Genomic DNA, 21,087 nt, shown 5'->3' on the forward strand with positions numbered 1-21,087 from the left:
TTCACAAGAAAGTTCATCACTAATTTGACCATAGTTTCCTCTTCTTCCGGCCTTGATTCGGCAATCATTAAGGTTATCGCTACAAGATATGATTTGTTTTGCCATCAATGATCAGATGATGATTCTTATTCAAGAACTCTAAAAAGATCGTAACACCGATGCGTTTACAGCCGTCCGCAAAAGGATGATCTTTGATAAGGAAGTATAAGAGATTAGACGCCTTTTCTTCAACACTTGGATATAACTCTTGCCCAAATATATTTTGATAGACAGCAGCCAAGATACCGTTGAGCTTCCCTTTTTCTTTTTCCACACCAAACACATCTGATTCAAATTTCATCTTATCAATAAGTTCTCGGCATTCTTCATAAGTTAAACGATAAATGAAATCGGTTCCTTCCGGTTTTGATAGGGATCCATGATCATAATCATCCAGTAAGGATAAAGCATTTTGATACGCTTCTATTACATCCAACAGTTCTTTTTCATTAGGTTCGTATGCCGTAGCTAACATTCTCGATTGAATTTCTATAGTTTTATTTAAAACTTTTAAGCGTTTTTTATTAACGGCATAACCTTTGAGCATATAATCCTTTAAAATGGATGTTGCCCATTTTCTAAAGGCAATACCTCTTTGCGATTTAACCGATAACCAACCGATATAATCACATCCAGATTATAGTACATCGGCGGACGAGATGCCTTATTCAGACTTCTGTCGAAAATTTCGACAGAAGTCTCTTTATTTAGCTCTCCTTCTTTAAAAATATTACTAATATGGTAAGCAATAGAAAATCTGGCAGTATCAAACAATGTTGACATTTGAGCTTGTGTAAGCCATACCGTATCTTTTTCAGGCGTTACATTAACCTCTAATTCCAATTCACCATTTTTAAAAACCACATTTTTTTGATGCTCTTTATGCCCCAAGATTTAAAATCTATCTTTTATACCCAATGTGTATATTTTGCACATTACTTTCCATAATTGGTGTTCATAGAGCAGACCAAGAATTTGTCCATAAACAAAACCTTACCACTCTATGATCTAATGGAAATTCCCCCTCAGAGTATTAAAGATATTTAAAGACTATACTTCTTATCTAGAAATATTTCCATAAACTCTTTATATGTATTTACTTTCGATAGCTTTTTAGCTTTTTGATAATCACTGAGTAAATCTGTAAGTCGCGCAAAAAAGTCTTCAAAATTTTTATTGTTTTTTCTTGCTAAACTTGCTAAAAAAATGACCTTTACTTTTTGTGAATCCCATTCAATACTTTTACGTAAAATACATACCGCAACCTTATTTGCTATGCCTTCTCTTTTGATAGGATGAGGAATTGCAAATAAATTTCCATAGGCTGTGGGTGCCACCTTTTCTCTTTCTAAGATAAGATTTTCATAGTCTTCTTGAACATAACATTTATGCTTTAACTTTTCACATAGAAAATGGATGACATCTTCTTCGCATGCAAAATTTTTTCCAGCAAAAAACAAATCTTCCTCAAATAATATTGAGCAATCTTCTTTATTGAGGACATTCAAAAGCGAATATATATTTTCAATATCTTCATTATCTAAAAAATTTTGAACTGTGTATACCGGAATACCATCTATATGAACTTCATCATAAAACGATAAAACAAGATCTGGTTTTAGTTGGTACACACTGTTTATTTCTTGCATAGAAATAATCTGTATCACATTTATTTTATACTCATGAATGAATTGGATTCGATGCGAAAAATATTGAAATCCCGATTCTCCAAGCGGAGATAAAATAACCACCTTTTTACTATTTTTCTTCTTAATCCTCTCTAAGGACCCCATTAGATGTAAAGTGAGATAACTTATTTCGTCTTCATATAAATGTATGGAAAAGTATTCCTGTATCTGATCGGCCATATATACACTAATATCAAATAATATAGGGAACTGTATTTTTATTTGTTCTTTCATTGGATTATTTAGATACGCATGATGCCGTACCCTATTATTAAGACCTACTAAATGTACTAATAGTTTTTCTTTTAACTCCATATCTTCAAGAAAATCAATTCCATAAGCATCTTTTATATCATGTAAGGTTCTGTTCACCAATGTTTCCAATTCGCTTATTTGATCCGAATTTTCTAACAGAACCTTGCCCGCAAACAGATTTGCTAAATATCCTACTTCGTTTTTATTAAAACTCCATGAACATTTTTCTGATAGCAGGTTTAAGTATTCTTCCGCAAGTCCCACATAGTATGTATTTTCAACCGTTTCTATATCTCCAATACTATTTCCTTGTATAGTTCTCTCGATCATAAGTGCCACATGAATCGTAAAGGAAATCAATTCTATATCTCGTATATTGATTTTATGTTTTTTCAAGAAGACAATAGATATCTCCCGAATACTTGATAAATCTACTGACGAAAACATACTTTGATAGTCCATCCTGTAGATTGAATGGTCATTATATTCATGCATCAAAAAATAAAACAGTAGTCTTCTCTTTTCATCTTCATCACACTCTATAAATAAAGTATTGTTCTTTCTTCGGATTCTTGACTTAAAACTGGCACTTTGAAGTTTTTGATTAATACTTCGTATCATTAATGTCAAAGACGAATCACTCATAAATAATCTATCAGCAAATTCGTAAATATCCATATGGTTTGTTGACAATATTTGTTTTAAAACATTGAACTCTGTATATTCCTTTGGACCAAACGCATCACTTTGACCAATAATCTGTAATAAAGACTCTAAATCGTCCGAATAGACCCCTTTTGTCCTAGACTGAATAACTAACCCTGGGAATAATTCATTAATTCCATAAATATCATTACGTATCGTTCTATCTGACACATGAAGATAATTACTCAACATTTCAGTCGTGACGTACTCTTTATCTAGAAGTTTTTTCAATATTTTTAATTGTCTTTGACTACATACTTTCATATTCTGATACTCTGCTTTCTATATGTAAAAAAATGTATACGAACTCATCTGAAATATGATTTCGTATACTCGTTTCTTCTATTCTATATCCTCAGCATGTTCTTCAAGTTGCTTTTCTTGGATCTTCAAAAAAGGATAATAAATGACCATATCTAATAATATCAGACCAACAATTAATAATAAGGCTTTAATATCCATAGTTGATAAAAAGGCGCCGAAAACAGAAGGCATATTCCAAGACAACATGGCAAAGGATTTTCCTATGATACCTATGCTTGTCAAGATATATGCGATTAAACAATTTACTGTAGAAGTTAGAATGAATGGAATAAAGAATATTGGATTGAGCATTAACGGAACTCCAAAAATGATTGGTTCTGAAATATTGAAGAATGCCGGTATAATTCCTACTCTTCCAACCGTCTTTAATTGTTTAGATTTTGATCTACACAACAATATAGCCAGTGATAATACAGATCCACATCCGCCAATGACTACAAAATATACCCAGAAAGGAGTTGTAAAAACTCTTGGCATAGTATGGCCTGCTAGTTTTGCTGCTGCATTGACAGACAATCCACTTTCTCGAATTGGTGCCAAAATACCAGAAAAAGCAGCATCATGTACACCAAAGAACCAAAACAACTGTACAAATGCAGTCATTAACACAACAAATACTAAGCTATCTGCCGCATCAAATGCTGGAGCCATATGCGTATAGATAAAACCAGGTAAAGTTGTTTCCATAGAATAGAATATGATAAATAGAATCGAGTCCATCAAAATTATCACTATTCCCGGACACAATGATGCAAAAGTTTCAGAAAGTGATGCCGGCACTGAGTCCGGTAATTTGATTCGGCCAAAATTCTTTTCTCTCATTTTTCTATAAAATTCTACAGTCAAAATAGAGATTAGAATAGCTGGTAAAATTCCTTTACCATCCAAATAAGAAACTTCCACCGATTTACCATCAAAACCTAATGTAATAGGCGCTACACAAGTTAGAAAAAATCCTGTTACAGATAGTAGTATAGGTAATAACGTGTCTAACTTATATGACTTTGATAGAAAACTGGTCAGCGCAATAGTAACATAAAGAGACATAGCTCCCATGGTCATGGTATTAATCCAGGATAAAATCATTGAATAATTATTTACAAAACCCGCCCATGCCAATAAAAGACCATTTGTTGTATTTTCTGTAACCGGAGCTGCTGAAATAACTGATACAATACCTCCTGCCAACGTAATAGGCATAATACAGATAAAAGCATCTCGAATGGCTTTTAGATGTCTTTGTGTTGAAAACTTTGTAGCCAATGGCATTAATTTTTGTTCTAGAAATGCTGTAAACTTCTCCATTTTATTACCTCTCTATATATCTCTTCCGTAAATCTTCATAAATAGCTTTTCCGTTCATTACACCATAATACTGCGGTGCGATAACATCTACAGGAATTTGAACAGAATTCTCGATTTGTTTTTTTAAATGACGAATCTGTGGACCGATTAATAACAATTCGTATCCTTCCTCCATATGATCTAGATACTCAGCTTCTCCATAGGCTTGACAAACGATCTCCCCGTGGCTTGCTTCCTCAATTCTTTTCGCAAGAATCCCAGTAGACATTCCTGCATTACAAACTAACATGACCTTCATAAATTCCACTCCTTTCTCTCAATTGAGTTCCCGTTATCTGCAATAATTTTTTTATACCAATAATAACTTTTCTTAGGAATCCTTTTTAAAGCATCATCAAAATTGATCCCTACTAATCCATATCTTTTTTCTACGCCATTTTTCCATGAATACAAATCAAAAGAACTCCATGCGTAATATCCACGTACATCAACCCCTTTATCTACTGCATTCATAATTGAGTTAATGTGATCATTCATAAAGGAGATTCTATAATCATCCTCTAACATTTCATCTGTAATCTTTTCTCTTACGCCGATTCCATTCTCTGTTATATATATCGGAAGATGGTATCTTTTATAAACTTCTAGTAGACCTTTCTCTAGGCCTTGCGGATAAATTTCTGTATCCCATTCTGTGTAAATCGCATCTGGATTGTCCATAATTTGTTCAAACCATCCTTTAATGATAACTTTACTTTTTCCTTTATTGGACTTTCCTGTGTTATTCACCACTAACACAGTATCCCCCTGCGTATAGGGCTTTACCAGCACTCTAGAGTAATAATTAAGTCCCAAAAATTGCACTGTATTGTTTTTAATAGTTTCTAGCTGCTCATCTTTTATAAAAGATAAGTCATAATTCTGTGAAAGTACACAAAGAAGATCGAAAGGTATTTTGCCTTTGGCAGCTGAATCTAGAATCCAGTTGTTTGCGTAATTATCCGCAAATCGCATAGCAATCTTTGTTTGAAAAGAGTTGTCTATCCCATCAACGGGTCCAAAGCTATGAACAATACCAATCTGACCAGTATATTTTCCTTCTTTGAAAACCTTAACACCTAAAGAACTTGCATACATGACATGGTATGCTGCACATATCATTTCTTGTGTATTTTGGTGCCCTGGAGGATAGTTTCCAATTAGATAGCCACTTGTTGTAAACCATTTTGGCTCGTTAAAAGTAACCCAATAATTGACAAGATCCCCAAATGCATCAAAACATACTTTGGCATAGTGTGCAAATGCATGACAAACTTCTTCATTTAGCCACCCACCTGTACATTCCCAATATTGGGGTAGATCCCAATGGTATAATGTAACAAAAGGCTCTATATGATACTCCTTACAGGTTTGTAAAACCTCTCTATAAAACTGAATTCCTTTCTGGTTGATATCCCCTTCTTTATTTTTAATTATTCTTGGCCACGATAAAGACAGTCGATATGAATTTTGTCCTCCCTCAGACATCATTCGAATATCCTCTTTATAGTGATGATAATGATCACTGGCAATATCCCCATTTTCTAAGTGATGCTTATGAAGATAATCATCCCACATACTTGGTGCCTTACCATCAACATTCCATGCTCCTTCACATTGATAAGATGCGGTGGCGCTGCCCCATAAAAAGTCTGTTCTCAGTCCCATCAGTACTCCTTTCTATGCCCTAGTATTTCATAAATATCAAAGAGCTCTACAGCAAAGTTTAATGCTAAATCCGAAGAAGACACATGATCTTCTGCATGAATTAACAACAGATTTATTTCATTACAGCTTTTCGATGAAAGATCTCTTAATAACTCGGCGTGTTTACGTTTAGATATCAGAATTTCGTCCTGAGCTTTTTGTATACTCTGTTTAGCCTGTTCAAAATTCTTTTGTTTAAGTAATTCTACACCTTCGCTCGCATATCCTCTTGCATTTCCGCTATGAAGGATCATTTCCATACAACTTGATTCTAAATCCATGATATACTCCTTCCTTACTATCTATTGTAGAAGCAACTATAGTAAGCATAAAATCTATTTTTTCCGCTAGTTACGGAAATAATGATCCCCCCGGCCGGGTTTTTATATGCGGGCATAGCCCTGCTTTCAGAGCTGCGCTTTACAGCGCTGCGTGGTCTGCGACTTGCATTATTTCTGTTTCCCCGTAAACGGATCCTCAAACTCAAATGCCAGTTGCTCGGCTATTTTATCCTCTTTCAGCTGATTCCTTATATATTCTTCTATCTTTTTTATGTTTTTCCCGACCGTATCCGCATAATAGCCTCAACACCAGAATTGGCGATTTCGATATTTAAACCGGGCACTCGCCCACTTTTCATAGATCATCTGACTACTCTTCCCTTTCAGATATCCCATAAATCCCGATACACTCAACTTTGGTGGTATTTCCAAAAGAATGTGTACATGATCTATACATACTTCGGCTTCGAGAATATTAACTCCTTTCCACTCACATAACTGTCTTAATATTTGACCGATTTCGAGCCTCCTTGCATCATAAAACGCTTTTCTCCTGTACTTCGGTGCAAATACCACATGATACTTACAATTCCACCCTTGTGTCAAGTATTGGATACATTTTTTATTCCGTAAATTTCCAAATTATCTCAACCTTATCTTTATCATAAACATATATCCTATCTATGACTTCATTTATCCAGTCTATATCAAGCTCTCCATTTGATACTGCTTCTTTTAACTTATCTACATTTAGGTTATGCTCCGAAACAGAATTTTCCTTTATCTTGTTTTCAATGACGGAAATTTCTTGTTCTATATTTTGGAGTTGTTTGCTTAAAGTTTCTTTTTGAGATAAATATACTTCTTTGTCTATTATACCTTGTTTATACTTTTCATAAAACTGCATTTTTGAGACTTGAAGTTTTTGCTTTTCTATTTCAAGCTTCTTCTTTCTTTCCTTAAGATTTTGGCAAATACTCTCCTGCACTACATATTCAATATTTCTGGTTTGTTCGTTTTCAATAAAACTCTCTGTATAGTGCTTCATTTCCTTTCCGACTATATCTTCAAGCGTGGACGCAGTTATCTTACCTTTCATGCAGCCACAATCTTTCGCCTTATATCTATAAGGACAACAGTATCCATCTGTTTTCCCATAATTAACTGTATAGCTCATTTTATGATGGCACTTGCCACAATAGACCTTATCCTGAAGTATATGAAAGTTCTTACGCTCTCTACTAATTCGCTTTGCATTGCTGTTTAGCATATCCTGAACCTTACCAAAATCTTCTTTAGAGATAATAGCTTCGTGCATATCTTCTCTAATTATCCAGTCTTTGCTATCAACCCATTTCCTATTATCAGAACCAACTTCCTGTACCCTTGTCTTTCCACCAATAACAGCTCCTGTATAAACTCTTTGTGTTAATACATATCTAATAATCTGCCCTGTCCATACTCCACTTCCTCTTTTAAGCCCTATATGTTTTGCTGGAGTTAAAACACCTCTATGATTAAAATCTTTAGAAATGGAAAGCATACTTTCACCACTAAGGTATCTTTCAAAAATTTCTTGTATTATATTTCTTACTCTATCATCTACAAGTAACTGATGATGATCCTTTTCATCTTTTACATAGCCATAAGGAGCTTTTGAACCAAAGTAATATCCTTTATCTTGCCTTACCTTTACTGATGAACGCATTTTTTGCGAAATATCTTTTGAGTAGTAATCATAGACAAGGTTTTTGAATGGAACTTCCAAACTACTGATTCCATTCTCATTGTTATTACTATCATAATTATCATTGACTGAAATAAATCGAACTTGCATAAAAGGAAATATCTGTTCGATATATGCACCTGCTTCAATATAATCTCTTGCAAATCGTGATAAGTCCTTTACAAGAATAGTTCTTATCTCGTTTTTCTTCACAAGACCTATCATCTTTTGAAATGCAGGACGATTAAAATTTGTTCCGGTATAGCCATCATCAATATGCTCTCTTATCTTCACTCCAGTAAATTCTTCTCTTGAACTGATATAGTCTTTTAATATTTCTCTTTGAGAAGTTATACTGTTGCTTTCATCTTTATAGTCTCCATCTTCTAAGGAAAGTCTTAAGTAAAAATCTACTATATTCATATCAGCCTCTCCTTACCTTTCTACTGAGTTTTTCAGTAAGCACAGGAGCTTCTTCAAAATTGAATTTGATTTCTATTGTATTATCTTTCCCTATAAATATCTTATCAATAATGCTATCTACAAAGTCTTTATCCCATTTTTTTGTTTTACCTTTAAAAAGGGCTGTAAGGTACTTATGTCTTTCTTCAAGTTCAAATACTTCTTTTTCAAAGATAGCAAGCTGTCTTTCTTTTAGGCTTTCAAGCTCTGCTTTCTTTTTACTGAGAAGTCCTTTTTCTCTTTCAAAATCTTCTTTACTCCACTTTCCCAAAACATATTTTTCATAATACTCACTTTGAAGTCTGCTAAAGCCTAAAATTTTTCTTTCAATTTCAGTTATTTCTTTTTCCTTTTTCTTATCCATTTCCATTTTAAGATTGTCATAAGCATTCAGGTAAACCTTATAGCTTTTACTGTTATTTGAAAGAGTGGTATCAAAGGCTTCTTTAACAGTTTTTTCAAGAGTAGCTTCTGTAATAGATGTTCCGCATTTTTCTGTTGTAAATTCTCTGAACCGATTACAGCTAAAATAAAATACAGTTTTCTTACCACTTTTTTGCCTGTGTACACTCATTTTTCTCTTGCAAATCACACAATAGAGTTTTCCTCTAAAGGCTGTATCATCCTTAGCATTCTTATTTTCTTTTCTACTGTTTTTAATGGGATTAGATTTTGAGGATATTTTTTCCTGCACTTTTTCAAATGTATCAAGCGAGATAATTGCTTCATGGGCATCTTCTGTTATTGTCCAATGTTCTTCGCTAAGTCTTTCTCTCTTTTTACCTTCAAATAAATGCTTTTGATTTCTGCCTTGAATGAGTGTTCCTGTATATACACGATTTTTTAACACTTGTAATATTGTTGTTGGCATCCAAGCTTTTATAAGTTCATTTTCATCAGCTTTAGCTTTTCCAAACTTCCTATAATCAGTTGCTACATATACTTTCTTTTCAAGTAATAATTTTGAAATATCAAGTGTACTAAGTCCCTTCAAATAGGACTGGAAGATTTCTTTTACGATTGGAGCCGTATTTTCATCAACATATAATCTTCTGATTCCATCTTCATCTTTTCTTGCTGTGTAGCCATAAGGAGCTGCACCACAAATAAATCCGCCCTGCTTAATTCTAATCTGATGTGAAGTTGATATTTTCTTTGAAATATCTTTTGCATAAGTTTCATTTACAATGTTCTTCAAGATTACCTCAAGAGACTTATTGGGATCTTCCATGTGAAAAGTATCCAAGTTGTCATTAACAGCAATAAATCTTACATCAAGAAATGGAAATATCTTTTCTATGAAATTGCCAAGCTCTGTATAGTTTCTTCCAAAACGAGATAAGTCTTTTACAACAATGCAGTTTACTTTTCCCGTTCTTACTTCTGTCATAAGTTTTTCAAAGTCAGGTCTTTCAAATTCTGTTCCTGTCTTTGCGATGTCTTTATATATTCCAACCAAATTATGACCATCATTTTTCTTTATATAACTTTCACAAAGAGCAATCTGATTTTCAATAGAATCACTTGGCTTTTCTTTTTTATCTCTTGAAATTCTTGTATAAATAGCAGTCTGAAAACTATTCGTTTCTACTCTATCTATTATGCTTTCTTCTGCTTTTATTCGTCTATTTGATGTCCTTGCCATCTATACCACCTCCCTGATTTTCTCCGGGTATTGATTGGTATAGTGATTTATCTTTTCAAGTACATCTATGGTTTCATCATAGTTAAAATGAATCTCTATTCTTTTATCTTCCAAAACATATATTTTATCTATTAGCCTTACAAGAAGTCCTCTTTCTAAGGTATTGATATTCTTATACTTCTTAATCTCAGAAAAGAAATTCTGATTTCCTAAGCTCTTTTTATATAGCCTTGTAATTTCTTTATTTTGCTTTTCTAAAATCAATTCACTTTCTACAATACGGTTTGTGTAAAACTCTCTCATATCGTAAAACTCTTCTTCAGCTATCAGTCCTTCTTTTAAGTCCTGATAAAGGGAAGATTTTAGAAGTTCAAATTTTGCCTTACTTTTCTTAGTCTGCTCTTGTCTTTTATCAATCTTTTTGAAAAGTTCATAAGACACTTCCATTTCTCTTACTTTTTCTAAAAAGGCTTCATATTTTCCAAGAGATTTAATATAGTGGCGAATCATCTCAAGAACAGCTACCTTTAAATCTTCCTGTTTTATTGAGTGTCTACTACAACCCATTCCTTTATTATATGAAGAACAAATATAGTAGATTGTTGGTTTTTTCCCTCTTTTATCTACTTTCTTAGTCATTTGAGAATTGCAGTCTTTACAAAACAATAGTCCTGAAAATATATCTGCTTTTTCTCCGATATTCTTTGCCTTTATATCGCATTTTAATAGTTTTTGAGCAACATCAAAATCATGAGTATCAATGATTGCTTCGTGGTTATCCTCTATTTCAATCCAGTCTGCCCTATCTTTTGAAACCACCTTATCCAGCTTATAGTTTATCTTCTCTCTTTTTCCTTGTTGTAGCGTTCCAATATATATTTCATTGGTTAAAATACGATTTACAGCAGGTGTATCCCACTTGGCAACAGCCTTTGTACTAAATCCTGTCTTATATCTAATCCCCTTTGATTTCTTATATTCCATAGGAGATAATATTCCATTATCATTCAAGTGTTTTGCAATAGAAAATGAGCTATATCCTTCAAGTTTCATAGAAAAGATTTTTTGCACCACATACTCTACTTCTTTATCTATTACAATTTTGTGCTTATCTTCTTTATCTTTTTCATAGCCATAAGGAGTATAGTTCGATATAAACTGTCCTTGTTTTCTCTTGACCTTGCAAACACTTCTGACCTTTGCAGATGTATCTCTACAATAGTTATCGTTAATAAAATTCTTGAAAGGAATAACTAAGTTCTTTTCTGTTTCACTGGCTGTAAAGCTGTCATAATTATCGTTTAAGGCTATAAACCTTATATCAAGTGAAGGAAATACTCTTTGTAGATACCTACCGCTATCAATATAATCTCTACCAAATCTTGATAAGTCTTTTACGATAATACAGTTAATATTTCCTGTAATGACATCTTCCATCATTTCTTTAAAAGATGGTCTTTCAAAATTGATGCCTGAGTACCCATCATCTACATATTCACTTACAAGCTCCATATCTTCATTCTTATCAATGTATTCTTTTATCTGAAGCCTTTGATTTGAGATACTGTTACTTTCTGTTTTAAAGTCCTTATCATATTTTTCATCATCTTGTGATAGTCTAAGGTACATTGCAACTTTAAACTTATTTGCATCTAAATTATTTTTAGACATAATAAAACCTCCAAACTTTCATACTCTTTTTAAGAGAAATATGATAACTTGGAGTCATTTCAGCACATATTTAGTTGTATCCCTATCTGTTAAGTATTATACCACATTTGGATAAAAAAGTCTGCCCCTTTTATCATATTTTTAGTCAAGCAGCATTGCTTTCTTTTTTAGATATGACAGAAAACAATCCTCTAAGGATCTTCCGTTTTCTGCATAAGTACATTTTACAAGAACATTTCCTATATTCATAAAATACATGGAAATAGGATCTATGCTTTTATTATTCTTTATATCTTCAATGTCAGGAACGAATTTTCTATCTATATCTTCCACTGACATATTTTTATATCTTGTTAATTCTTCTGTGTTCATTTAGAAAACTCCTTTCATTGTTGTTTTCTTTAAGTAAGTTTTTTGACATTGACGAGTGCTTTGGGATAAGCAACATTGGAATCTCACCACCGCCCCTGTTAAGATGAGCCGGCTTTCACTAAAGAAGTATCATTATCATTACTTATGTCATCGCTCACAAAGTTTTCCCATTCTTTGCTTTAAAGTTATCTATCTCTCGCTCTTTTTCTTTTATCCTTGCCTATGGCAGTATTCATTTGAACCGAATTTTTCCAGCAGAAAAGTCATGGCGTAAATACTATTCGCTCACTAAGTAATTAAAAGTCCCGTCTTGGTCTATTCAGTTGTCAAAGAACAATTGCCTAATGGCTCTAAGAGAGAATTCCTTTTAAATATCTTGAACTACAATTCCTATCTTCTACAAAATTAAAGAGGACAGATCTCCCTTCACTTTTACAAGGAAAATCTGCCCTCATGCACAAGGCGATTACTTCATAAATTCTTCCAGTAGCACCCTTAATTTTTTAAGAATACTATTTTTTCGCCATTGTATAGCCTGATAGCTCACTTTCTTACCTTTTGCTATACTTGATAGCGTTTCATCATTAAAGTACAAACGCTCTATGATGTCCCTTTCTTCTTCGTTAAGTCTTGATATGGCATTTCTGACTGCTTCAATCATCATCTGTGTTTCAACAATCTTTTCCACATCAACATTTTCATCGACAATATTATCTATAAAGTGTCCATCATGATCCAATGACGAAAAGAAAAGCAGGTGGTTTTTTCTGTCCACCTGCTCTAAATACTTCTCATGTTCTTTTTCTCGCCAGTAGACTTTATATATTTCTTCACTGACTTTTATCTTTTGACCTCTAACATAAAGGTAGTATTCTCGTGCCATAAAATTTCCTCCATTCTTTTTCTGTCTAATTGTTTTCAGACAAAAAAAGGAGGACTTCTGCATCTACGCACAAAAAGTCCTCGAAAATGAAAGAAATTTCTTCTTCCGTAAAATATATTTACTTGTCTAAGATAATGTATATAAGTATAGGCGAATATAAAGCATAGAGGAAAAAGATGCAGTTGAATTATTAAAATATTTTTTTGAAATTAACTTCATAAGATATTTCATATCTCTTCCCTCCAGTCATTATCAATAAACACTCCTTGTATATGATTTATATTATTTCAACTCTACCAACTTATAATTTTTCTTTATTGAGATTTCTTAATTCTCCAAGCATCATAAATATTCCAACAACAATCATAATGAAATCCACCAGTGGTTGAGTAAACCAAACCGCTTTTATTCCAAATACCATTGGTAAAAGAATCATTGCTGGTACAAATAGGAATAACTGTCTCATCATTACAATAATTCCTGCTTTCTTTCCATTTCCAATAGATTGGAAGAAAGTAATACTCATAACCATTACTCCATATAAAATAAATACACTATAGAATAATCTAAAGTTTCCAACGCCTTGTGCTATGATATTTGCTTCTACACCAAACAATGAAAGTATCTGACTTGAGAATAACAATGATGGAATCCAAAAGATTGCTGCAAGCACAAGTCCGCCTACAGAAAATACCTTCATTGCTTGTCTTACTCTATCATATTGCTTTGCACCAAAGTTTGTTCCTACAACAGGTTGTAAACCTTGACTCATTCCCCAAAGAGGAATAAAGGAAAAGGCATATACACGAAGTGATGCTGCCATCAAAATTCCATTTACATCCCCTCCATACTTAAATGCCATTTTATAAAGCATTGTTTGTTGTATCATAAATAGAAGTTGCATCATCATCGCTGATGAACCTACGCCGAACATTTCTTTTTTAATTTCCGCATCTGACTGTATCTTATGAATTTTAACAACTTTGCTCTTTTTCAAGAAATAATGAAGTGTTACAGCAGCTTGGACAAACTGTGCTGTAATAGTTGCAAGTGCAGCACCTTCAATAGCGTATTCTCCCATAACGGTCATTAGGATTGGATCAAGAATAATATTTAGTAAAGCCCCAAGTCCCATAATCATCATGGCTTTTTTCATCAGCCCTTCACCACGCATAACCATGTTGGCTGATTGTGTGAAGTTTACAAATAGTGAGCCAATGAAAATAACTCTAAGGTATCTGATACCATAGGCTTTAATTTCGCCTGTCGCACCTACCATAGATAAAAAGTGTGGTGCAAGTAATATTCCTCCGACTGTAATAATTGCCGAAAATAAAATTACCCAAAACACTAAATTACCCATGATTTTATCTATTGTTTTTTTGTCTCCTTTCCCAATAGCTCTTGAAAGTACAGAGGCAGAACCAACGCCGAGTAAAGTTGAAACCCCACTGTTGAAAAATGTTAATGGCATCGCAACACCACAAGCTGTCATCGCAGTTTGCCCTATAATTTTACCCGCAAATATTCCGTCCATTAGTGGATATAGACCAATCACTATCATTCCTATAACTGCCGGAATAGATAGCTGAAAGAGTAAATCTATCGGTCTTTTGGTTAGTAGTTGTTCTTTCATATCTTGTTTCACTCTATAACTCCTCCTTTAATCATTTAATTTCCACTGAATAGCTTTTTCTCTTTGTTCTATAAACTTTTTATAAATTGAAGATGATTTCATCAGTTCATCGTGAGTTCCTACATTTTCAATACTTCCTTTATCCATTACAATAATCTGATCGGAATTTTTAATTGTTTCAAGTTTATGAGCAATCACTATTACGGTCTTATCTTTTAACAAATCATTAAGAGCCGCTACAAGTTCTTGTTCATTTTCGGGATCCACGCTTGAAGTAGCTTCATCAAGTATGACGAGTTTGCTTGGCTTAAGCATTGCTCTTGCAATAGAAATTCGCTGTCTTTCTCCTCCCGATAAATTGGAACCGCCTTCTTGTAAAATGGTTTCATATCCATCTGGAAGTGCCATAATAAAATCATGGCATCTTGCGTGTTTTGCAACTTCAACAATCTCATCATAAGTTGCATCAGGATTTCCAAAGGCGATATTATTTTTCACTGTGTCGTCAAATAAATAAACATCTTGGAAAACAAAACTGAAATTAGATAATAGATTGTCGTATCTATAATCTTTTACATTTGTATCATCAATTGTTATCTCGCCGCTATCCACATCCCAAAACCTTGCTATCAGATTGCATATAGTGCTTTTTCCACTTCCTGACGCTCCAATCAAAGCTGTTGTTTTTCCTGACGGTATAAAAGCACTTACACTCTGAAATAATTTTTTATCGTCATAAGAAAAATCAATATTTTTCAGGGATATATCAGAGTCTTCAATCGCTACTTTCTGTCCCTCACTAATAGTCTTTATATCTCTAAGTTTTGTAATCGCATCAAGGTTTTGCACAGCAATTCCTCTTAAATTCTGCATACTTCCTGCCATCTCAAAACCTGCAAAAACGATAAAGCTTGAAACGATAAGCATTACTGTTTTATATGGCTCTAATTCTCCATTGCTATATCTAATAATGGAACTTAAAATAATTGCACACATACCTAATTTGAATACAAGAAGAAAAATCAAATTTACCGGTACAATTACTTTTTCAACATTAAAGTATCCTTTTTTGTTGTTGCTGATGCTGTTTTCTAAATCGCCAAGCATTTCTTTATTCTTACCAAAAGATTTTATAACGCCGATACCTTTTACAAATTCTAAAGTATTAGCATTCAACTCTATCTTCAATTTCTGCAATTTCTTAGTTAGTTGATCCGCTTTGTTTTGAAAAACTGCATTAACTAATAATCCAACTATTAAAGTTATTAGAATAATCACTCCTGTAATGAAATCAAAAGGCAACATAAAGCATGCCATAATAACAGTTTGTATTATTCCTACAAACATCATTTCAATAATATTGACACCTACTGTTTCCAACTCTCCTATTACGCTTGTCAATCCTCCTGAAATATCTCCTAATCGATTAGAGTTGAAGTATCCCATATTTACTTGTTTTAACTTATCTCCAATATACAGTCTGTTTTCTGCACCCAAATTATAAGTTGCTATATATTTGTTGCGGTCTGCTAAATAGCCAAATACTATTTTCCCTGCAACGCTAAGCACAGCTATTCCAAATACTATATAGACATCATTCATAACTACTTCTTTTTGCTCAAATAGTTTCTCAAAAATTTTAAGCAAGAGGAATAATATCGCCCCAAGAGAAATACCTTCAAAAATACTTTTCACTATTTCAAAAACGATCATTCGGCTTAATTTTTGCGACTCTTTTCCTGCAATACTATACAGTTTCTTTAGAAGTTCTCTCATTTATATCACCTCCCCATTTAAGTACACGCTGTTATGTGCATTCCACATCCTGGAGTAGGTGTTGCTACTTTGAAGAAGTTCCTGATGGGTACCTTCTGCTTCAATTTTTCCCGAATTGACTACAATAATTTTATTCGCATGAATAATCGTTGAAAGTCTGTGAGCAATCATAATAACAGTCTTATCTTTTACCAAAGCATCAAGAGATTTTTGTATTTCAGCTTCGTTGTCCGGATCTGAATATGCCGTTGCCTCATCAAGAAGAACAATCGGGCTATCTTTTAGTAAAGCTCTTGCAATGGTTATTCTCTGTCTTTCTCCTCCTGACAAGCTATTTCCAGACTCTCCGATAACTGTTTCGTAACCATTTGGCAAATTCATAATAAAATCATGGCAGCTTGCTTTTTTACAAGCACTTTGAATTTCTTCAATGCTTGCATCAGGTTTTGCCATTCTCATATTGTCAATTATACTTTTTGGGAATAAATAATTTTCTTGAGATACATAAGTTACAATATCCATGTTTCTTTCAAGAGAAATATCATTTAAATCTACATTCCCAATACTTATTTTTCCGGAATCAATATTCCAAAAACCTGCAATCAGTTTTGCCAAAGTCGATTTTCCTCCGCCGGAATACCCGACAATAGCTGTAAGTTCTCCTTCCTTTGCAGTAAAGGATAAATCTTGAAATACTTTTTTATTTTCGTCATAGCCAAATGTAACATTATCAAAAGTTACATCGTATGAATTTATTTTCTGTGATGTATTTCCTCTTTCAAGTTCAGGAAGTTTCATAACATCTTTTATCTCCTCAATGACCACTTTTATATTCGCCATAGTATCTAAATGGCTCATAGCCTTAATAAGCGGTTTATAAGAAGCATAGGATAATAAAACACACATAATCAAAGTTCCTACATCAACAGTTCCTTTCATGAATAAAAATAAGGAAGTTGGAAGTACAAATATTAAAGTTGATGGTAAAACTTCCATAGCTGCTGTCATATAAAAGCAAATGCTTAGATACCAATCCAGCATACTGTTTTTATTTCCCTCAACTGCATTCACAAATTTATCATAAGATGATGCAGATTTATTAAATGCCTTAATAATGTTAATGCCACGAATATATTCAACCACTGTGGTATTCATATTCTTAGATGCTTCTTGATAACGTTTTGATTTTTCTTCATATCCGCCCATCATTAGCATTGAAAATAACAAGCCTAATGGTAATGTTATGAGATTGGCAAGACCCATTCTCCAATCCATAACAAATATGCTTATTAATAAAACAATAGGGATAATGATATTTGCAATGACTTCAGGAATAACGTGGGCAATTGGTTGCTCCATTTTATTCAAAGTTTCAACCATAAACTGTGTCCACTCTCCACTTCCTTTCTTTTCTATTGTTCCCATTGGAAGTTTGCTGAATTTCCTTGCTAATTTTTTTCTTGAATCTTCAATAACACAAAATGCCAAATTATGTGAAATCAATGTTGATAATGTATGAAATACTACACTTCCAACCAATCCAAGTAATATAATCATTATCTGTTTACTAAAAACCATAAATCCTGTACTGCCATTTGCTATTTCCGTTACAATATTTGCTACTGCAAAATATGGCAAGACGCTACAAACAACGCCTATTATAGCTATAAATATTGACAAAATTATTTGTCCTGTATGCTTTTTCATCACATCCATAGTATCACCTCTCATATCCCATTGAATTTAGCAAAGTATTTATGTCTTTAAGATAGTAATCTTCTGTAATTCTTCCATCTTCAATTTTGATTACTCTCTCACTAATCTTTGCAATAAACTCTATATCATGTGAAATAATCAAAAATTTTGTTCCCAAGTTTCTTTGTTCTCTAATTAGCCTTGCAACTTGTTCCATACTTCCATAATCTAATCCCGATGTAGGTTCATCTAAAATTACAACAGAAATATTTCTCATCATTGCTACTCCTAAAACCAGTCTTTGTTTTTGACCTCCAGATAAAGTTGATGGATGCTGATTTTTTATATCAAATAAACCTAATCTTTTTAGGATTTCCTCCGCTTTTTCTATACTTTTTTCTTTATCTTTTAGTCCCGTAACAAGTTCGTCTACTAAATCTTCACCAAATAATTGAGAGTCAAGATCTTGAGGAATGTACCAAATTTTCTCCAATCTTTGCTTTCTCTTAATCGGTTTATCTTCCAAACATATTTCTCCTGTTGTTTCTTTTTGAAGTCCCGAGCAGATTTTACCTAATGTACTTTTACCTACTCCGTTAGAACCAATTAAGGCAATAATTTCATTACTGTCAAATTTGAAACTTATATTATCCAGCAACAAATTTTTTCCATACTTTTTTGAAATTCCACTTATCCCAAAACTTTTATATCCTTGAATGATCTTATTCGCAAAACTATCTAAAATAATATCTTCAAAGTTCAATGAGCGTAATCCCATATTATTTAATTCTTTTGAAGTGAAAGCATTTAGCTCATCAGATGTATATTTTTTCTTTATTTCTCCATCTACCATAAAAATATAGTTATCTGCTATTGAATTTAAGTAAAATAGCCTGTGTTCTACGATAATGATAGTTTTTCCTTCATCTTTTAATTTTTGAATTAGTTTTGCAAATTGGTACGTTGATTTTAAGTCCAAATTTGCAGATGGTTCATCAAATACATAAATGTCCGGTTGCATAGCTTTGGCTGAACATATCGCAACACGTTGCCGCATCCCGTAAGACAATGTATAAATACTTGCATTTAATAAATCTAATATATTCATCTCTTTAGCAGACTTATGAACTCTGTCAACTATTTCATCATGGGATAGACCTAAATTTTCACACCCGAAAGCAATCTCACCTGCCACTTCATTAGCAAAAAATTGGCTTCTTGGATCTTGAAATACATTTCCAACAAGAGATCCTATTTCCCAAGTATTTAATTTTCTTAAATTTTTGTTATCAATAAACACTTCTCCTTCTAAATCACCTTGATAAAATGAAGGTATCAATCCATTTATAACCCTTGTTAGAGTAGATTTTCCACAACCGGATCCACCAACTATAGCAAAACATTGCCCCTTTAAGATTTCTAAATTAACGCCATTTAACAGCTTCTCATTTCCCCGATAGGCAAAGTTTATGTTATTAAGTCTTATCTTATTTTCCATAACTCTCCCTCCTATCTCAAAATACAAGCTACCATTAAGCAAATACTGATAAATATTATTATTGCATCTGCTTTTGTAAATTTGGTTTCATAATAACTATTTTTTTTAGTTGGATTTTCAATTCCTCTTACGATAGATGCAGCAGCCAATTCATCACCAACTTTAATTGAACGAAAGATTAAAGGCACAACTGCATATTCCATTGTTTGTAAAGGGTGGAATAAAACTCTTTTTACACTTCCTGTAAAACCCCTAACTCTCATTGCTTCTCTAATAGTCTTGAACTCTCCTGATATTGTTGGAATAAATCGAATGATTACAAGCAAAATCAAGATGATATTCTGAGGCAAAGCACATTTTTGAAAAACTGCAATCAGTTTCCCTGACGGTATCTTAAAAGTTAAATATGCTGCCATAATAGGAACGATAAACTTGTACACCATACCTAATAGCATTGGCGAAATAAAAACTATTCCTTTAGGAATCATCCCTAAAAGCCAAAATGTTGTAAAAGTATATATCACAACATAAATCAAGCTCTGTTTGTAAAAGCCGAAGTATACCAAAATGATACAAAGCCATCCCACAAACAGAGCATGCATATAGTAATCTTTTGTAAAAATAGATACTGTACAAGAAATTAGAGTTAAGAGTAAACAAGCCAATCCACCAAGACCGTCTATTTTCCTCATTCTCTGTTCCATAACATTAATCTAATATACCTGCTTTCTTAAAATGTTTTTTCAATATTTTTTGTGCAAACAAAATTCCTAATGCAGATAAAAGAACCGTCACAACAACGCCTACTAATATCAATAATGGTGAAGAAACCAATTCATACTGAAGCTTTAGTGTCGCATCAGCAAACCCACTGGCAAGTGCCTGTTTTTGATAACTTTCCCATGCGATCCAACAAGGTACCCCAATCCCAAGAAACATCCCTATTGCATAGGTACTCCATCCAATCATATTTCTAATTGGATTCCTATAAGTGTTCTTTCCAAGCATTGTAAGTTCACATATAACGGCTAAACCAATAAAATATGGAACCATAAACGCATATCCCATTGCCGCTGTTATCAAGGCATAAATTAAAATCCAAATAAATAATAGTCCATGTTTATTGACTCTGTTTGCTGCAACAAGATAAAATATTGCTCCTATAAACATTTCAATCCCTGCTGTACCATATAGATATAAAATCGGCATAGTAACCGTCCCCATACCAACAACAATAGAAATAGCAAAAAATAGTGCTATCATAATTGCCACTGTTACAATATCTCTTACTGTTAATCTCTTTTCTGACATTTTCTTCTCCTTTTCAAAATATTAGATACGGCTAACTCATTGGTATAAATCCAACAAAAAATGCCTGTT

The 21,087-nt window shown here is 33.1% G+C and carries 18 protein-coding genes and 1 pseudogene; all 19 read right to left on the bottom strand.

Features of this window, described 5'->3' with window-relative positions:
• Window positions 1–79: 79 nt before the first annotated feature.
• The 19 genes and pseudogenes from ACTQX6_RS06965 to ACTQX6_RS07055 all read right to left on the bottom strand — a co-directional run bounded on the left by ACTQX6_RS06965 (window position 80) and on the right by ACTQX6_RS07055 (window position 21,018).
• Window positions 80–586 carry a type II toxin-antitoxin system death-on-curing family toxin gene (locus tag ACTQX6_RS06965; protein WP_259295375.1) on the bottom strand — a complete coding sequence of 169 codons (507 nt, stop codon included), beginning with the start codon at window positions 584–586 and terminating at the stop codon, window positions 80–82.
• An 8-nt stretch (window positions 587–594) separates the two neighbouring features.
• Window positions 595–930 carry a hypothetical protein gene (locus ACTQX6_RS06970; protein WP_259295374.1) on the bottom strand — a complete coding sequence of 112 codons (336 nt, stop codon included), beginning with the start codon at window positions 928–930 and terminating at the stop codon, window positions 595–597.
• A gap of 152 nt (window positions 931–1,082) precedes the next feature.
• On the bottom strand, window positions 1,083–2,951 hold the full coding sequence (locus tag ACTQX6_RS06975) for a BglG family transcription antiterminator (RefSeq protein WP_441657373.1): 1,869 nt from the start codon (window positions 2,949–2,951) through the stop codon (window positions 1,083–1,085).
• A gap of 78 nt (window positions 2,952–3,029) precedes the next feature.
• Complete coding sequence (locus ACTQX6_RS06980; protein ID WP_321035985.1) at window positions 3,030–4,316, bottom strand: PTS sugar transporter subunit IIC; 1,287 nt, start codon at window positions 4,314–4,316, stop codon at window positions 3,030–3,032.
• A 4-nt stretch (window positions 4,317–4,320) separates the two neighbouring features.
• Window positions 4,321–4,614 (bottom strand): PTS sugar transporter subunit IIB, encoded by a 294-nt coding sequence (locus ACTQX6_RS06985; RefSeq protein ID WP_117447267.1) that lies wholly within the window; start codon window positions 4,612–4,614, stop codon window positions 4,321–4,323.
• On the bottom strand, window positions 4,611–6,023 hold the full coding sequence (locus tag ACTQX6_RS06990; protein ID WP_441657374.1) for a glycoside hydrolase family 1 protein: 1,413 nt from the start codon (window positions 6,021–6,023) through the stop codon (window positions 4,611–4,613). Before ACTQX6_RS06990 ends, ACTQX6_RS06985 begins: the two co-directional genes overlap by 4 nt.
• Window positions 6,023–6,343, bottom strand: coding sequence for a PTS lactose/cellobiose transporter subunit IIA (locus tag ACTQX6_RS06995; RefSeq protein WP_117447266.1), 321 nt, complete (start codon window positions 6,341–6,343; stop codon window positions 6,023–6,025). The genes ACTQX6_RS06990 and ACTQX6_RS06995 overlap by 1 nt, the downstream gene beginning before the upstream one ends.
• A gap of 168 nt (window positions 6,344–6,511) precedes the next feature.
• Window positions 6,512–6,958: pseudogene (gene tnpA, locus ACTQX6_RS07000) on the bottom strand (IS200/IS605 family transposase).
• A 7-nt stretch (window positions 6,959–6,965) separates the two neighbouring features.
• On the bottom strand, window positions 6,966–8,492 hold the full coding sequence (locus ACTQX6_RS07005) for a recombinase family protein (RefSeq protein WP_141604733.1): 1,527 nt from the start codon (window positions 8,490–8,492) through the stop codon (window positions 6,966–6,968).
• Window position 8,493: 1 nt separating this feature from the next.
• On the bottom strand, window positions 8,494–10,176 hold the full coding sequence (locus ACTQX6_RS07010) for a recombinase family protein (protein WP_141604734.1): 1,683 nt from the start codon (window positions 10,174–10,176) through the stop codon (window positions 8,494–8,496).
• On the bottom strand, window positions 10,177–11,847 hold the full coding sequence (locus ACTQX6_RS07015) for a recombinase family protein (protein WP_141604735.1): 1,671 nt from the start codon (window positions 11,845–11,847) through the stop codon (window positions 10,177–10,179). It lies immediately after the preceding gene.
• Between the two features lie 141 nt (window positions 11,848–11,988).
• The gene (locus tag ACTQX6_RS07020; protein ID WP_002843391.1) at window positions 11,989–12,219 is read right to left on the bottom strand and encodes a DUF6870 family protein; all 231 of its coding nucleotides are present in this window, start codon (window positions 12,217–12,219) and stop codon (window positions 11,989–11,991) included.
• A 466-nt stretch (window positions 12,220–12,685) separates the two neighbouring features.
• Window positions 12,686–13,102 carry a sigma factor-like helix-turn-helix DNA-binding protein gene (locus ACTQX6_RS07025; RefSeq protein WP_125176723.1) on the bottom strand — a complete coding sequence of 139 codons (417 nt, stop codon included), beginning with the start codon at window positions 13,100–13,102 and terminating at the stop codon, window positions 12,686–12,688.
• Between the two features lie 301 nt (window positions 13,103–13,403).
• Window positions 13,404–14,750: an MATE family efflux transporter gene (locus tag ACTQX6_RS07030; RefSeq protein ID WP_125176721.1), complete on the bottom strand. Its 1,347-nt coding sequence runs from the start codon at window positions 14,748–14,750 to the stop codon at window positions 13,404–13,406.
• A 15-nt stretch (window positions 14,751–14,765) separates the two neighbouring features.
• The gene (locus tag ACTQX6_RS07035) at window positions 14,766–16,514 is read right to left on the bottom strand and encodes an ABC transporter ATP-binding protein (RefSeq protein ID WP_141604736.1); all 1,749 of its coding nucleotides are present in this window, start codon (window positions 16,512–16,514) and stop codon (window positions 14,766–14,768) included.
• Complete coding sequence (locus ACTQX6_RS07040; protein WP_141604737.1) at window positions 16,515–18,230, bottom strand: ABC transporter ATP-binding protein; 1,716 nt, start codon at window positions 18,228–18,230, stop codon at window positions 16,515–16,517.
• Window positions 18,231–18,234: 4 nt separating this feature from the next.
• A complete protein-coding gene (locus ACTQX6_RS07045) occupies window positions 18,235–19,707 on the bottom strand; it encodes an ABC transporter ATP-binding protein (RefSeq protein WP_141604738.1) in 1,473 nt (490 codons plus the stop codon).
• Window positions 19,708–19,718: 11 nt separating this feature from the next.
• The gene (locus ACTQX6_RS07050) at window positions 19,719–20,411 is read right to left on the bottom strand and encodes an energy-coupling factor transporter transmembrane component T family protein (RefSeq protein ID WP_141604739.1); all 693 of its coding nucleotides are present in this window, start codon (window positions 20,409–20,411) and stop codon (window positions 19,719–19,721) included.
• Window positions 20,412–20,415: 4 nt separating this feature from the next.
• The gene (locus ACTQX6_RS07055) at window positions 20,416–21,018 is read right to left on the bottom strand and encodes an MptD family putative ECF transporter S component (RefSeq protein WP_141604740.1); all 603 of its coding nucleotides are present in this window, start codon (window positions 21,016–21,018) and stop codon (window positions 20,416–20,418) included.
• Between the last annotated feature and the right edge of the window lie 69 nt (window positions 21,019–21,087).

The organism is Faecalicoccus sp. LCP19S3_E2 (genome assembly GCF_052121255.1).
GTDB lineage: Bacteria > Bacillota_I > Bacilli_A > Erysipelotrichales > Erysipelotrichaceae > Faecalicoccus.

Bases quoted from the DNA above. Each gene is read 5' to 3' on its own strand.
- ACTQX6_RS07035 (WP_141604736.1), bottom strand. From the start codon at position 16,514: ATGAGAGAACTTCTAAAGAAACTGTATAGTATTGCAGGAAAAGAGTCG.
- ACTQX6_RS06980 (WP_321035985.1), bottom strand. From the start codon at position 4,316: ATGGAGAAGTTTACAGCATTTCTAGAACAAAAATTAATGCCATTGGCT.
- ACTQX6_RS07050 (WP_141604739.1), bottom strand. From the start codon at position 20,411: ATGGAACAGAGAATGAGGAAAATAGACGGTCTTGGTGGATTGGCTTGT.
- ACTQX6_RS07015 (WP_141604735.1), bottom strand. From the start codon at position 11,847: ATGTCTAAAAATAATTTAGATGCAAATAAGTTTAAAGTTGCAATGTAC.
- ACTQX6_RS07005 (WP_141604733.1), bottom strand. From the start codon at position 8,492: ATGAATATAGTAGATTTTTACTTAAGACTTTCCTTAGAAGATGGAGAC.
- ACTQX6_RS06965 (WP_259295375.1), bottom strand. From the start codon at position 586: ATGCTCAAAGGTTATGCCGTTAATAAAAAACGCTTAAAAGTTTTAAAT.
- ACTQX6_RS07025 (WP_125176723.1), bottom strand. From the start codon at position 13,102: ATGGCACGAGAATACTACCTTTATGTTAGAGGTCAAAAGATAAAAGTC.
- ACTQX6_RS07010 (WP_141604734.1), bottom strand. From the start codon at position 10,176: ATGGCAAGGACATCAAATAGACGAATAAAAGCAGAAGAAAGCATAATA.
- ACTQX6_RS07020 (WP_002843391.1), bottom strand. From the start codon at position 12,219: ATGAACACAGAAGAATTAACAAGATATAAAAATATGTCAGTGGAAGAT.
- ACTQX6_RS06995 (WP_117447266.1), bottom strand. From the start codon at position 6,343: ATGGATTTAGAATCAAGTTGTATGGAAATGATCCTTCATAGCGGAAAT.
- ACTQX6_RS06975 (WP_441657373.1), bottom strand. From the start codon at position 2,951: ATGAAAGTATGTAGTCAAAGACAATTAAAAATATTGAAAAAACTTCTA.
- ACTQX6_RS07055 (WP_141604740.1), bottom strand. From the start codon at position 21,018: ATGTCAGAAAAGAGATTAACAGTAAGAGATATTGTAACAGTGGCAATT.
- ACTQX6_RS06990 (WP_441657374.1), bottom strand. From the start codon at position 6,023: ATGGGACTGAGAACAGACTTTTTATGGGGCAGCGCCACCGCATCTTAT.
- ACTQX6_RS07040 (WP_141604737.1), bottom strand. From the start codon at position 18,230: ATGGATGTGATGAAAAAGCATACAGGACAAATAATTTTGTCAATATTT.
- ACTQX6_RS06985 (WP_117447267.1), bottom strand. From the start codon at position 4,614: ATGAAGGTCATGTTAGTTTGTAATGCAGGAATGTCTACTGGGATTCTT.
- ACTQX6_RS07045 (WP_141604738.1), bottom strand. From the start codon at position 19,707: ATGGAAAATAAGATAAGACTTAATAACATAAACTTTGCCTATCGGGGA.